The organism is Nonomuraea sp. NPDC050663 (assembly GCF_044456985.1).
Lineage (GTDB): Bacteria > Actinomycetota > Actinomycetes > Streptosporangiales > Streptosporangiaceae > Nonomuraea.
The window spans coordinates 320,578-333,118 of record NZ_JBITGL010000003.1; the positions used below are offsets into that span (position 1 = coordinate 320,578).

A 12,541-nucleotide genomic window follows, 5' to 3' on the forward strand; every position below is an offset into this window, starting at 1 on the left:
ACATGCCCCGCCATCCCTGGGCCCACTACCTGCTCCGCCGTGCCACCCGCTTCCTCGTCAGCATGGCCCTTCTCGTCACCGCCACCTTCGCCATGGTCCACGCCATCCCCGGCGACCCCGTGCGCGCCGCCCTGGGCGCGACCGCCTCGCCGGAACTGGTCGCGGCCAAGACCCACGAACTCGGCCTCGACCTGCCCGTGTGGCAGCAGTACGTCCGCTACCTGGCGGGCCTGTTCTCCGGCGAGCTCGGCACCTCCATGACCTCGGGCCTGCCCGTCGCCCAGACGATCGCCGACCGCCTGCCGTACACGAGCCTGCTGGCCGCCGTCGCGCTGGCGGTGGTCATGCTCGTCGCGGTGCCGGTCGGCATGGCCATGGCCGCCGTCACACGTGGCGGGCGCGGCCGGGTGAGCGAGCTGCTGTTCACCGGCGTCGCGGGTTTCCTGGCGGTCGTGCCGGAGTTCCTGCTGGCCGTCTGCTTGGTCGCCCTGTTCGCGATGGGCCTGGAATGGCTGCCGGTGGCCGACGTGACCGGCAGCATGGGCCCCGAGTTCTACATCCTGCCCGCGCTGGCCCTGGCGATCGGCCCGGCCGCCGCGCTGGCCCGCATCGTCCGGGTCGAGGGGCTGCAGGTGCTGGCGTCCGACTACGTCCGCACGGCACGCGCCAAACGCCTGCCCGCCCGCGTGGTCCACCTGCGCCACGCCCTGCCCAACCTGCTCACCTCCGCGCTGACGATCGGCGGCCTGCTGGTGTCGGGGCTGGTCGCGGGAAGCGTGCTCGTCGAGAACGTCTTCGCCTGGCCGGGCCTGGGCACCGCCCTGGTCGAGGCGATCAGGGCCAAGGACTTCCCGGTGGTCCAGGGCGTCGTGCTGATCTACGGCAGCGCCGTGCTGCTGGTGAACTTCGGGGTGGACCTGCTGCTGGGACGGCTGGACCCGCGCTCGGTGATCGGGGAGTCGTGATGTTGCGCATCGCCGCGCTGCTGTCGCTGCTGTTTTTGCTCTTCCTGACGGTCCTGGGGCCGGTCATCTGGGGCGACGACGCCCTGGCCATCGACACCGCCGCGCTCGCCCAGGGCGCCTCGGCCGCCCATCCGATGGGCACCGACGGGCTGGGCCGCGACGTGCTGGCCCGCATCATGGTCGCCTCCCGGCTGACCGTCGGCCTGGCCCTGCTGACGACGGCCGTCGCCGTCGCCGGCGGGCTCGTCCTCGGCGGCCTGCCCGCCGTGCTGGGGCCTCGCGCCGGGCGGCTGATCAACGGCTTCGTCGGCCTCGTCGTCGCCTTCCCCGGCCTGCTGATCGCGCTCGTGCTCGCCGTCGTCTTCGGCAGCGGGGGCACCGCGGCCGCGCTGGCGATCGGCGTGGCGTCGATCCCGAGCTTCGCCCGCCTGACGCAGACCCTGGCCGCCTCGGTCGCCGGCCGCGACTTCATCGCCGCCGCCCGGGTCCTGGGCGTGGGCCGGATCAAGATGCTCTACCGGCACATCCTGCCCAACATCGCCGAGCCGCTGGTCGTGCAGGCCACCCTCGGCGCGGGCGGCGCGCTGCTGGCCTTCGCCGCCCTGTCGTTCCTGGGCCTGGGCGTGCAGTCCCCCGACTACGACTGGGGCGTGCTGCTCAACGAGGGGCTCAACCGCGTCTACATCAACCCCGCCGCCGCGCTCGGCCCCGGCCTGGCCGTGGTGCTCGCGGGCCTGGCCTTCAACGTGATGGGGGAGTACGCCGCCCAGGCCTTCGGCGGCAGATCCCGCGTGCTGCGCACCCGCGGCCGCTCCTCCCGGCCCGCCCCGGGCCCCGCCCTGCGGGTGCGCGACCTGACGGTCAGGTACGGCGACGCGGTCCCGGTCAAGGGCGTCTCCTTCGAGGTCGCCCCCGGCGAGCGGGTCGGCATCGTCGGCGAGTCCGGCTCCGGCAAGAGCCTCACCGCCCTGGCCGTCTCCGGCCTGGTCGAGCCGCCCGGCCAGGTCACCGGCGCCATCGAGGCCGCCGAGACCGCCATGGTCTTCCAGGACCCGATGACCTCGCTCAACCCGGCGCTGCGCATCGCCACCCAGCTCGCCGAGGTTGCCACGACCCACGAGGGACTCTCGCGCCGCGCCGCCCGGTCGCTGGCCGTCACCCGCCTCACCGACGTGCACATCGCCGAGGCCGCCCGCGTCATCCGCCAGTATCCGCACGAGCTGTCGGGCGGCATGCGCCAGCGCGCGATGATCGCCATGGGCCTGATGGGCACGCCCCGGCTGATCATCGCCGACGAGCCCACCACCGCGCTCGACGTGACCGTCCAGAAGCAGATCCTCGACCTGCTGCGCGAGGTCAGCACCACGACCGGCGCCGCGATCGTGCTCGTCTCGCACGACCTGGCCGTGGTCGCGCAGCTCTGCTCGCGCGTGCTGGTCATGTACGCGGGCGTGATCGTCGAGGACCTGCCCGTCTCGCGCCTGCTGGCCGGATCGTCGCAGGACCCCGGAGCGGCGGGCCCCGCGCACCCGTACACGCGGGCGCTGCTGGCCGCCGTGCCCGACCTGACCGCCGACCGCTCGCGGCCGCTGGCCACCATCCCCGGGCGCATGCCCTCCCCGCTGGACGTCACCGGCGGCTGCCCCTTCGCGCCGCGCTGCCCCCGCGCCGACTCCCGCTGCCACGCCGAGATGCCCGCCTTCGACGGCGCCGTCGCCTGCTGGCACCCGCACACCGCAGGTCACAGCTCGGAGCACATCAAGGAGACCGGATGACGGCCCTGGAGTTCGACGGCGTCTCGGTACGGCTCGGCCGGGGCCGCAGGGCGGTCACCGTGGTCGACGACGTCACCCTGACCGTGCCCTCGGGCGGCGTCACCGGCCTGGTCGGTGAGTCGGGCTGCGGCAAGACCACGCTGGCCCGCGCCGCCGTCGGCCTGGTGCCGCTGTCGAGCGGCGCCATCCACCCGCGCAGCCGCGTCCAGCTCGTCTTCCAGGATCCCTACTCCTCGCTCGATCCCCGGATGACCGTGGGCGCCGCCGTCGCCGAGGCCCTGCCCCGCCGTACGCTCTCCGGCGAGGTCGCCCGCCTGCTCGACCTCGTCGGCCTGGACCCGGAGCTGGCCGTACGGCTGCCGCGCCACCTGTCCGGCGGCCAGCGCCAGCGCGTGGCCCTGGCCCGCGCGCTGGCCGCCCGCCCCGAGGTGGTGATCGCCGACGAGATCACCTCGGCGCTCGACGTCTCGGTGCAGGGGCTCGTGCTCAACCTGGTCCGCGAGATCCAGCGCGAGCTCGGCCTGACGATGTTGTTCATCTCCCACAACCTGGCCGTGGTCCGCTACGTGAGCGACCACGTGGCGGTGATGCGGGCGGGCCGGATCGTCGAGAGCGGCCCGGTGGAACAGGTGCTCTCCGAGCCCGCCGACCCCTACACCCGCACCCTGCTGGCGGCGGTGCCGACGCTCAGGTCAGCACCGGGAGCGTGAGCGCCGAGGTGTGGCCGATCTCGTAGGAGACCCGCTTGCCGGCCACGGCCGAGGCGACCGGCTCGCCGGTGCCGTGGTTGCGGCCGAAGCGCGGGAAGGAGCCGCCGGAGACCTGCACGCGCAGCCGGTGGCCGCGCAGGAAGCGGTAGCCGGTGGGGAACAGCTCGACCGTGACCTCGTCGTCGCCCGGGGACAGGCGGAGCACGCCGTCGGTGACGTTGCGCGACAGGCCCGCCTGGTCGACGTCGCACAGCCGGACGAACAGGTCGCCGAACCCGGTGTCGGTGCGCACGGCGACGCGCGCGGTGACCGGGCCGACCAGGTCGAGGTCGCGGGTGAGCGGGGCGGAGGTGTAGACGAGCACGTCGCGGCGGCGCTCCAGCTCGCGCTGGTCGCGCTGGCCGCCCTTGCCGCCGAGCAGCGGCCCGCCGACGGTCGGGGTGGGGTCGGAGGGGTCGTAGACGAACGTGTCGTGACCCGGCTCGACGGGCGCCTCCCAGCCGAGCCCGCCGCGCGGACTCAGGTGCAGGGTCGTCGGGGTTGCGGGCGGCGGCCAGCTGTCGAAGTCGAGCCACTGCCGGGCGTTCTGCAGGTGCAGCCGGACCGGGGCGCGGCGGAGCTGGGCGCCGTCGTCCATGAGGTGGGCGCGCAGCCAGGAGACGGCGTCGACCAGGCCCGCCCGGATGGCGCCCGCGTCGTGGCCCCAGGGGCCGATGGTGATGCGGGTGTTCCGCCCGGCGGCGAAGTCGGCGATCGTCTCGGGCAGGAAGATGTCGTACCAGCCGCTGACCATGCTGGCCGGCGTGGTCAGCCCGGCCGCGGCGGGGCTGTGGTCGCTCTCGGCCCAGAACGCCCTGTCGTGGTCCACGACGTCGCGGAAGAAGGCCGACGGCCTGCCGACCGCCGCCAGGTCGGCGGTGGCCAGCGGCAGGTGGCGCTTGGCCCGCTCGACCTTGCGGTGGTAGAGCGGGCTGATCGGGGCGCCGAGCGGCGCCGACTCCTGCACGGTGATCAGCGACGACCAGCCGAGCAGGTTGTGCAGGGCCAGGGTGCCGCCCGGATAGAAGGTGTTGACCAGGCCGGAGGCGGTGATGCCCAGGCACATCGCCGACAGGGGCCGCTCCAGGTAGGGGCCGAAGGCCCACTGGGTGTAGCCGCCGTAGCTGTTGCCCGCCGTGGCCAGGCGCCCGTCGCACCAGGGCTGGGCGCGCAGCCACGCGGCCGTCGCCAGGCCGTCGGCGCGTTCCTGGGCGAAGGGCATGAAGGTGCCGCCCGAGCCGAACGTGCCGCGCACGCTCTGCGCCACGACCTGGAAGCCCTGACGCGACAGCGCGCCGCCGAGCAGCCGTGATTCCAGGTTGGCCCTGCCGTACGGCGTGCGGATCAGCACCACCGGCAGCGGCCCCGCGACCCCTTGCGGGCGGTAGCGGTCGGCCAGCAGGACCGTGCCGTCGGGCATCGGCACGCGCAGATTCCTGGTGACCGTGACCGCGTTCGTCCGTGCCTGGGGCAGGCCCATGAGCCTGTCGATAAGTCGCCCGATCATGTGCGCAAGTATCCCCTTATATCAAGGCGACGTAACCGTGATCGTGCGCAAAGCGGGCGATGCCAGGATGTCGGCCTCGCAGAACCGCTGGGTGATCCACCGCTTGGCCGAGAACTCCCTGGTCTGGTCGGCGTGGTGGGGCGAGTTCGGGTTCTCCGACTGCGAGTAGGTCAGGAAGCCCCGAGCGTCCGGGCAGCCGTCGCCGTCGAACGCGACCGCCTGCAGGTAGCTGGAGCCGTGGTTCATCTCCTTGTAGCCGCCCTGCCAGTCGGCGATCGTGACGTTGTAGACGCCGCCGTTGTGGCCGCCGCCCCCGTGGATCGGGATGCGGGTGCCGCCGCGCGTGACGTAGTGGTGCTCGCCCCACGGCGCGTCGTAGGCGATGCCCGCCTCGCGCAGGTCGGCCAGGGCGTTGCCGAAGTCGATCTGGTGGCCGAGGTTGATCGACACCCCGCGCGGCGTGGCGACCGGGTCGGCGGCGGAGAAGGGCGTGGCCCACGGGTTCTTGGTCAGCTGCTCGGGCAGGCTCGCGCCGACGGTCATGTGCTCCCAGAAGCGGGAGAACAGCACCGCGCCCCGGCTGCCCGTCTCCAGCCGCCCGTCCCAGGCCTCCAGCACGTCGCAGGAGTTCGCCACCGCGATCGGCCCCACCCGCGAGGGCGCGTGGCCGAGCGGCATCGTGCGGCACAACTCCAGCACGTCGGCCCTGACCAGCTCCCAGGCGTGGAAGCGGTTGGTGAAGACCAGCTGCTCCATCGAGGCCCTGGTCAGCCCGGTGCCGAGGGCCGGGATGGCGGTCAGGCCGTAGCGGGTGCGCAGGTCCTGCTGAACGCCGGTCCTGACCTGGTGGCGGGGATAGGCGGTCAGGCGGGTGGTGTCGTTCAGCAGCCACGGGCTGTCGTTGGAGTTGGCGACCCAGGTGCGGTTGGTGATGGCCGGCTGGTTGGCGGGGCCGAAGACGCCCGGCACGATCGCGTCGGGATCGGTGCCCGGCTGGCAGAGCGTGCGCGTGCCGTCCAGGATCGCCACGTAGCTGAGGGTGCTCGCCAGTTGCCCGAGCACGGTGACGCACTCGTCGAGCTGGGCGTCGGAGATGTTCTGCACGACCTGGATGTCGGAGAAGTAGGCGTTGCCCGCCGCGTCGGCGGCGATGGTGTTGACCCACGGGATGCCCTGGTTGCGGCGCAGCGCCTGGTCCAGCTCGGCGACGCTGCCCGCGTGGTCCATGTCGAACCAGGCGTTGGCGGCGCGCAGGTTCGTCACGTTCGCGTCGGCGATCGTGAAGGCGAGCAGGCCCGCCCACGGCGTCGGCAGGGAGGTGATCTTCGTGGTGACCGGGCCGTAGCGGGTGGACCAGACCTTGCGCGTCACGGTGCCCGTGGAGGTGGGCACGACGATGTCACGGCTGGTCATCTGCTCCACCTGGCCGTCGACCAGGTAGGAGGTGGGGGAGCCCGGGATCGTCTTCAGGTCGTAGATCACGAACGGGTAGCTGGCCGAGACCGTGTGGCTCCAGGCGACCCTCTCGTTGAAGCCGATCTGCACGCCCGGCAACCCCAGCAGCGACCCTCCCGACACGTTCAGCCTTCCGGGCAGGGTCAGCTGCGACTGCCAGAAGCGCAGGCCGTCGTGCCACGGGAAGTGCGGGTTGCCCAGCAGCAGGCCCCTGCCGCCGGCCGAGCGCTCGCCTCCCACGGCGACCGCGTTGCTGCCGATCTGCCGCTCGCTCTGGAACCGCGCGGCCCAGGCGGCGACCTCGGCGGGCGTCGGCGCCGTGCCCGTGCCCCGCGTCAGGTCGGCCTGGGCGATGCCCGCCGCCGCCTGGCCCAGCCCGCCGTACAGCATGCGCGCGTAGACGAACAACCACGCGTCGTGCTCGCTGATCGGCCGCAGCCACGGCTTGCCCGCGCAGCGGGTGTCGGTCGTGCCCTCGCCTACCGCCCTGTTGTAGCCGGCCACGTAGCCGCGCAGGATCTCGAAGATCTCCGTCCTGGGTCCCTGCGGGTACGGCTTGGCGAGCAGGCCGTCGAGGGCGGGGGAGACGCTGCGGAAGTAGACGTCGCTGTCGAGGTTGACGTCGGCGGTGGAGTAGACGTCGTCGCCCGGCACGCGCAGCGGTTCCGCGTCCACGCCGAAGGCCTTGCCGTCCTTGCCGAAGAACAACGACCGCTCGCCGCGCACGGTCACGTAGCCGTTGGCGAGGGTGCACAGGTTGTCCTTGGCCATCGCGTATCCCTGGCCGAAGCCCAGATCGCCGTACGTGCCCGCGGTGATGTGCGGGACGCCGTACTCGGTGTAGCGGATCGTGGCGCTGTAGGCGGGCGTGGACTGCACCGCGACGGCACCGCTGAGCAGAGGGAGCAGGCATAACAGACGTTTGATCATCATTCGAGTCTGAGCTCGGCCTCCCGGCCCGCCATCGTCGAAACCGCCCAAGCGACGCCGGGCCGTTGGTGCCGAAACCCCACTCCCGGCGCCGGTCGCGCAGGGTGAGCCTTCGCCGCGATCACGGGCGAGGCACTCGACGTCCGATAGTTTCGACTCACGGCCGAATCTTCCTTGATCGGGTGGGATGTCCGTAGAGTCGGGTGGTATGTATGCCGTCCAGCTTTATACCCTTCGTGACCAGTCATCCCTCAGTGACACCCTCCATCGTCTCGCCGGACTCGGATACGCCGCCGTCGAGCCCTTCGACATCCTGACCGACACCGCCGGCCTGCGCTCGCTGCTCCAGGAGACCGGGCTGCAGGTGCGCTCCGCGCACGTGCCGATCATCGGCGAGCGGCGTCAGGAGGTGGCGGAGGCGGCCGGGGTGCTCGGACTCGACACGGTCATCGTGCCCTTCCTGCCCCCGGACGACTTCGCCGACGCCGGCGCCGCACGCAAGAGCGCCGAGGCCGTCAACGAGGCCGCCGCCTGGGGCGCGGAGCACGGGCTGCGGGTCGGCTACCACAACCACAACTGGGAGCTGGCCCAGTGGGACGCCTTCCTGGACGCGCTCGACCCCTCGGTCTTCCTGGAGGTGGACGTCTACTGGGCGCACGTGGGCGGCGCCGACGTGCCGGAGCTGCTGCGCGGCCTGGGCGAGCGGGTGCGCTTCCTGCACGTCAAGGACGGCCCCGCCAACACCACCGACGCCATGACGGCCGTGGGTGACGGCGTGCTGCCGATCAAGGACATCCTGGCCGCCGTGCCGCACGCCCAGCGCATCGTCGAGCTCGACCGCTTCGACGGCGACATGTGGGACGCGGTCTCCCGTTCGATCGCCTACCTGCGGGAGGTGGAGGCTTGATCGGCGTCGGCATCATCGGGTGCGGCAACATCAGCCACGCCTACCTGCGCAACTTCCAGACCTTCCCCGAGGTGAAGGTCGTCGGCGTGGCCGACCTCGACGTGGAACGTGCCCGCGAGACCGCCGAGCAGTACGGCGTGCCCGTGTGGGGCGAGGCCTCGGAGGTGATCAACCACCCCGACGTGGAGCTGGTCGTCAACCTCACCGTTCCCGCCGCCCACGTCGAGGTCTCGCTCACCGCGGTGCGCGCGGGAAAGCACGTCTACGTGGAAAAGCCCCTCGCGCTCGACCCCGAGGCCGGCAGGGCGCTGCTGGAGGAGGCCGACAAGCTGGGAGTGCGGGTCGGCTGCGCCCCCGACACCTTCCTCGGCGCGGGGCTGCAGAGCGCCCTGCGCGCGGTGAGCGGCGGGCAGATCGGCGTGCCAGGCTCCGCCCTCACCCTGCTGCAGGGACCGGGACCCGAGGCGTGGCACCCCAGCCCCGCCTTCTTCTACCAGCGGGGCGCCGGGCCGCTGTTCGACATGGGCCCGTACTACCTCACCGCGCTCGCCGTCCTGTTCGGGCCGGTCACGCGGGTCGCCGCCAACGGCTCGCGCGCCCACACCCGGCGCAGGGTCGGCTCCGGGCCGCTGGCCGGGACCGAGTTCGACGTCGAGGTGTTCACCCACGTCAGCGCGCTGCTGGAGTTCGCCTCCGGTCAGAACGCCACCGCGGTGTTCAGCTTCGACTCGCCGCTGCCCCGGCACGGCTTCATCGAGATCACCGGGACCGAGGCGACGCTGGCCGCTCCCGACCCCAACACCTTCGCCGGGCCGCTGCGGCTGCGCAGGCTGGGGGAGGGGGACTGGATGGAGCTGCCGGTCGACGGGACGACGGTGGGGCGCGGGATCGGCGTGGTGGAGATGGCGCGCGCCATCGCCGCCGGCCGGCCGCACCGCGCCTCGGGCGAGCTGGCTCTGCACGTGGTGGACGTGATGTGCGCCATCGTCGAGTCGGCGGAGCAGGGACAATTCGTCCCGATCACCTCGACCTTCGAGCAGCCCCCGCCGCTGCCGGAGGACTGGGACCCCGCCTCCGCATGACACACCGCCGGGCGGGGGCGACGACCACCCGCCCGGCGATGGGTCAGCGGGAGCTCCCCGGCAGCCCTGACAGTCCCGTCGGTGCCGTCGCCTTTCCCGCCAGGCGATCGACCGTGGTGACGCCGTCGACGAGGGCGTCCAGCGCGCCCGTCATCGTCGGGCAGTCCCGCGCCGGGTGCTCGGCCGGGCAGTCGCGGGCGTGCACCAGGAACTCCCGCGCCTGCGCGGCCCGCGCGACGAGCTGGTCCAGCTGCCCGATCTGCTCGTCGATCGACGAGCGCCAGCGCGGCGCCGGGCCGTCGAGCACCGCCCCCGCCGTGTCGAGCGAGAGCCCCAGCCGCTGCGCGATCCGCAGGAAGGCGACCCGGCGAAGCTCCCGCCTGCCGTACATGCGCCTGCCGCCCGCCCGCGCGGCGGGCGGCACGAGCCCGAGCTCGTCGTAGTAGCGCAACGCGGAGGCGCTGATCTCCAGCCGCCGCGCGGCCTCACCGATGGGAATCAGGTCCATGTCTTCCATTTGACGTCACGCGTCGTCATGAGAGGAAGCCGCGCAGTGCCTGGATGTACTCCTGCGGCCGGTCCTCGTGCACCGCGCTCCCGGCCGACGGCACGGTGACCACCTGGGCCCCGGGGAAGGCGGCGAGGTACTCGCCCGGTGTCAGCGCCTGGTCGCACGAGCCGCGCACGATCAGCACCGGCAGCACCGGCAGCGCCGACGACTCCGGCACGTCCGCGGCGCGCAGCCGTGGAGCGGGGCGGTCGAGCAGGTCGGCGTAGCCGCCGCCCCCCGGGGTGCTGGGCGCGGGCGCGCCGGGGCAGTGCAGCGCGGGCGCGGTCAGCCGGTGGCGCGTGTCCAGCCGGGCGTCGAGTTCGGCGTCGTCGGCGAAGGTGCGCACGGCGCCGGGGTCGACGCTGGCGAGCACGTCGATGGCCAGAGAGCGGGGATGCAGCATCGACAACGCCAGCCGCCCGCTCTGCGCGCCGTCGAGGTGGGCGAACATGGCGGGGCGGGTGCCGAGGGGTTCGGGGGAGGACAGCACGAGCCTGGCCACCCTGCCGGGGAAGGCCGTGACGTAGGCGGCGGCGACGGTCGCGCCCTCCGCGTGGCCGACGAGGGTCAGCTTCGCGGCGCCGAGCCGCTCCCTGATCTCCTCCAGGTCCTCGACGTCCCGTGCCAGGCCGTACCCCGAGGGGTCGGTCAGCCGCGCCGAGCGGCCCGTGCCGAGGCGGTCGTAGAGGTAGACGGCGTGCCCGTCGGCCCGCAGGGAGCTGAACGTGCGCGACAGCCCGGCGAGGTCGGGGCGCCCGTGCAGGACGATCACCGGCTCCGGCCGCGGCTTGCCCGGGGCGTGCCGCACGTACGCCAGCCGCGAGCCGCTCTTCAGCTCCCACGTCTGCTGCCCGGCCAGTTCGGGCAGCGCGGCGGCGCGGTCGGCGGGGTTGAGCGCGGCCACGCTGACCTGCCAGCCGACGAATGCCGCGACGCCCAGCACGATCAGCGCCCGCACGGTGCGCAGCACCGGCCGCCCCGGGCGGGGCACGCACAGCAGCAGCCCGAGCAGGAAGACGCCGCAGAAGGCGGCCAGCCCCGCGACGGTGTAGACGGTGGGGCTGGCGGTGACCGAGGCGACCCCGGCGAGGGTGGCCAGGCCGAGGACGGGTGCCAGGAGCAGGACCCCCAGCCCGGAAAGCGCTCGCACGACTCGCCTCACCATGAGGATCGAAGCTATCGCTTTTCTGGTGGAATATCGGGAGCTACCGAACAAAAGGAGTTGTAGTGCCGCTTTTCGATCTACCCCTCGAGCGTCTGCGTGAGTACCGCCCCGAGCGGGACGAGCCCGCGGACTTCGACGGCTTCTGGGCCCGCACCCTGGCGGAGGCGGCCGAGCACGACCTGGCCGCCGAGTTCGTCCCCTACGACGTGCCCCTGGCCAACGTGGAGGTCTACGACGCGTCCTTCTCCGGCTGGGGCGGCGACCGCATCCGCGGCTGGTTCGTCCTGCCGCGCGGCGCCGAGGGCCCGCTGCCGTGCGTGGTGCAGTACATCGGCTACAGCGGCGGCCGGGGCTTCGCCCACGACAACATCCTGTGGGCGACGGCGGGTTACGCCTACCTGATCATGGAAACCCGCGGCATGGGCGGCGGCAACACCGAGCGGCCCGGCCACACGCCCGACCCGCACGGCGGCGACCACGTGCACGCCTTCGGCATGATGACGCGCGGCGTGCTCGACCCCGAGCAGTACTACTACCGCCGCGTCTTCACCGACGCCGTGCGGGCCGTCGACGTCGTCAGGTCCCACCCGGCGGTGGACCCGTCGCGCATCGCGGTGCTGGGCGGCAGCCAGGGTGGCGGCATCGCCCAGGCCGTGGCCGGGCTCCGTCCCGACCAGGTGCGGGCGGCCCTCATCGATGTGCCGTTCCTGACGCATTTCCGCCGCGCGGTCGAGATCACGCCGCGTGACCCGTACGCGGAGATCGTGCGCTTCCTGTCGACCCATCGCGACGCCGAGGAGCAGACCTTCCGCACGCTGTCGTACTTCGACGGGCTCAACTTCGCCGCCCGCGGCCGGGCCGACGCGCTCTATTCCGTCGGCCTCATGGACGACGTGTGCCCGCCGTCGACGGTCTTCGCCGCCTACAACCACTGGCAGGGCGAGAAGGAGATCAACGTCTACCCGTGGAACAACCACGAGGGCGGCAGCGGCTTCCAGAAGGAGGCGCAGCTGCGTTACCTGGCCGGGCTGTTCAAGGGCTGATCAGGGTACGGCGGGCGAGCGGTGCGCGTGCCCGCCCGCCGTACATGCTCATGGCTGTTCTGTCACCGTGAAGGAGAGCCCGCCCTCGGCGGTCTCCCCGGCATCCAGAGCCTTGTCCCCCAGGGCCACCGCGGCGGTCTGGTCGAGGTAGACGCGGGCGCCCTCCTTCTCCACCACCTCGTCGGCCGGTTCGGGCCCCGTCGCGAGCGACAGGACCAGTGAGTCCGCCTCAGGACCCTTGGCCGAGATGCGGATGCCGCTCGACTCCGGCTGCGGCGCGGTGGCCGTCAGATCGCGGATCGCCTGGGCGGCGTTGGTTGTCAGGGTGAGCACGTCGGCTCCTCCTCACCTTTCGATTCTCGGACCCGTCCGGCCCTGCCCGTTTTCTACCGACTCAATCACCATTGACGCTT

Annotated in this window: 11 protein-coding genes; 6 read left to right on the plus strand and 5 right to left on the minus strand. The window is 72.8% G+C overall.

Going from position 1 to position 12,541, the window contains the following annotated elements; all coding sequences use genetic code 11:
• The first annotated feature begins 2 nt into the window (after positions 1 to 2).
• From ACIBH1_RS10570 to ACIBH1_RS10580, 3 genes are read left to right on the plus strand one after another with little or no spacing between them, the layout of a single operon-like run.
• Positions 3 to 965: an ABC transporter permease gene (locus ACIBH1_RS10570; RefSeq protein ID WP_397313414.1), complete on the plus strand. Its 963-nt coding sequence runs from the start codon at positions 3 to 5 to the stop codon at positions 963 to 965.
• Positions 965 to 2,740 (plus strand): dipeptide/oligopeptide/nickel ABC transporter permease/ATP-binding protein, encoded by a 1,776-nt coding sequence (locus tag ACIBH1_RS10575; RefSeq protein ID WP_397313416.1) that lies wholly within the window; start codon positions 965 to 967, stop codon positions 2,738 to 2,740. The genes ACIBH1_RS10570 and ACIBH1_RS10575 overlap by 1 nt, the downstream gene beginning before the upstream one ends.
• Positions 2,737 to 3,450 carry an ABC transporter ATP-binding protein gene (locus ACIBH1_RS10580; protein WP_397313417.1) on the plus strand — a complete coding sequence of 238 codons (714 nt, stop codon included), beginning with the start codon at positions 2,737 to 2,739 and terminating at the stop codon, positions 3,448 to 3,450. Before ACIBH1_RS10575 ends, ACIBH1_RS10580 begins: the two co-directional genes overlap by 4 nt.
• Here the strand turns inward: ACIBH1_RS10580 and ACIBH1_RS10585 are convergent.
• Together ACIBH1_RS10585 and ACIBH1_RS10590 are read right to left on the minus strand one after the other, a co-directional pair.
• Complete coding sequence (locus ACIBH1_RS10585; RefSeq protein WP_397313418.1) at positions 3,428 to 4,996, minus strand: CocE/NonD family hydrolase; 1,569 nt, start codon at positions 4,994 to 4,996, stop codon at positions 3,428 to 3,430. The two genes, ACIBH1_RS10580 and ACIBH1_RS10585, sit on opposite strands and share 23 nt — an antisense overlap.
• 21 nt (positions 4,997 to 5,017) lie before the next feature.
• Positions 5,018 to 7,381 carry a penicillin acylase family protein gene (locus ACIBH1_RS10590; RefSeq protein WP_397313419.1) on the minus strand — a complete coding sequence of 788 codons (2,364 nt, stop codon included), beginning with the start codon at positions 7,379 to 7,381 and terminating at the stop codon, positions 5,018 to 5,020.
• Positions 7,382 to 7,589: 208 nt separating this feature from the next.
• On the opposite strand from ACIBH1_RS10590, the gene ACIBH1_RS10595 reads away from it, so the two are divergent.
• Both ACIBH1_RS10595 and ACIBH1_RS10600 read left to right on the plus strand, forming a co-directional pair.
• Positions 7,590 to 8,288: a sugar phosphate isomerase/epimerase family protein gene (locus ACIBH1_RS10595; protein ID WP_397313420.1), complete on the plus strand. Its 699-nt coding sequence runs from the start codon at positions 7,590 to 7,592 to the stop codon at positions 8,286 to 8,288.
• On the plus strand, positions 8,285 to 9,370 hold the full coding sequence (locus tag ACIBH1_RS10600) for a Gfo/Idh/MocA family protein (protein WP_397313421.1): 1,086 nt from the start codon (positions 8,285 to 8,287) through the stop codon (positions 9,368 to 9,370). Before ACIBH1_RS10595 ends, ACIBH1_RS10600 begins: the two co-directional genes overlap by 4 nt.
• Positions 9,371 to 9,413: 43 nt before the next feature.
• Here ACIBH1_RS10600 and ACIBH1_RS10605 read toward each other — a convergent pair whose 3' ends face one another.
• Together ACIBH1_RS10605 and ACIBH1_RS10610 are read right to left on the minus strand one after the other, a co-directional pair.
• The gene (locus ACIBH1_RS10605) at positions 9,414 to 9,878 is read right to left on the minus strand and encodes a MerR family transcriptional regulator (RefSeq protein WP_397313422.1); all 465 of its coding nucleotides are present in this window, start codon (positions 9,876 to 9,878) and stop codon (positions 9,414 to 9,416) included.
• Between the two features lie 25 nt (positions 9,879 to 9,903).
• Positions 9,904 to 11,070, minus strand: coding sequence for an alpha/beta fold hydrolase (locus tag ACIBH1_RS10610; RefSeq protein WP_397313423.1), 1,167 nt, complete (start codon positions 11,068 to 11,070; stop codon positions 9,904 to 9,906).
• Positions 11,071 to 11,147: 77 nt separating this feature from the next.
• On the opposite strand from ACIBH1_RS10610, the gene ACIBH1_RS10615 reads away from it, so the two are divergent.
• Positions 11,148 to 12,128, plus strand: a complete 981-nt coding sequence (locus ACIBH1_RS10615) for an acetylxylan esterase (protein WP_397313424.1) — start codon at positions 11,148 to 11,150, stop codon at positions 12,126 to 12,128.
• A 48-nt stretch (positions 12,129 to 12,176) separates the two neighbouring features.
• Here ACIBH1_RS10615 and ACIBH1_RS10620 read toward each other — a convergent pair whose 3' ends face one another.
• Positions 12,177 to 12,461: a Fe-S cluster assembly protein HesB gene (locus tag ACIBH1_RS10620; protein WP_397313425.1), complete on the minus strand. Its 285-nt coding sequence runs from the start codon at positions 12,459 to 12,461 to the stop codon at positions 12,177 to 12,179.
• Positions 12,462 to 12,541: the final 80 nt, after the last annotated feature.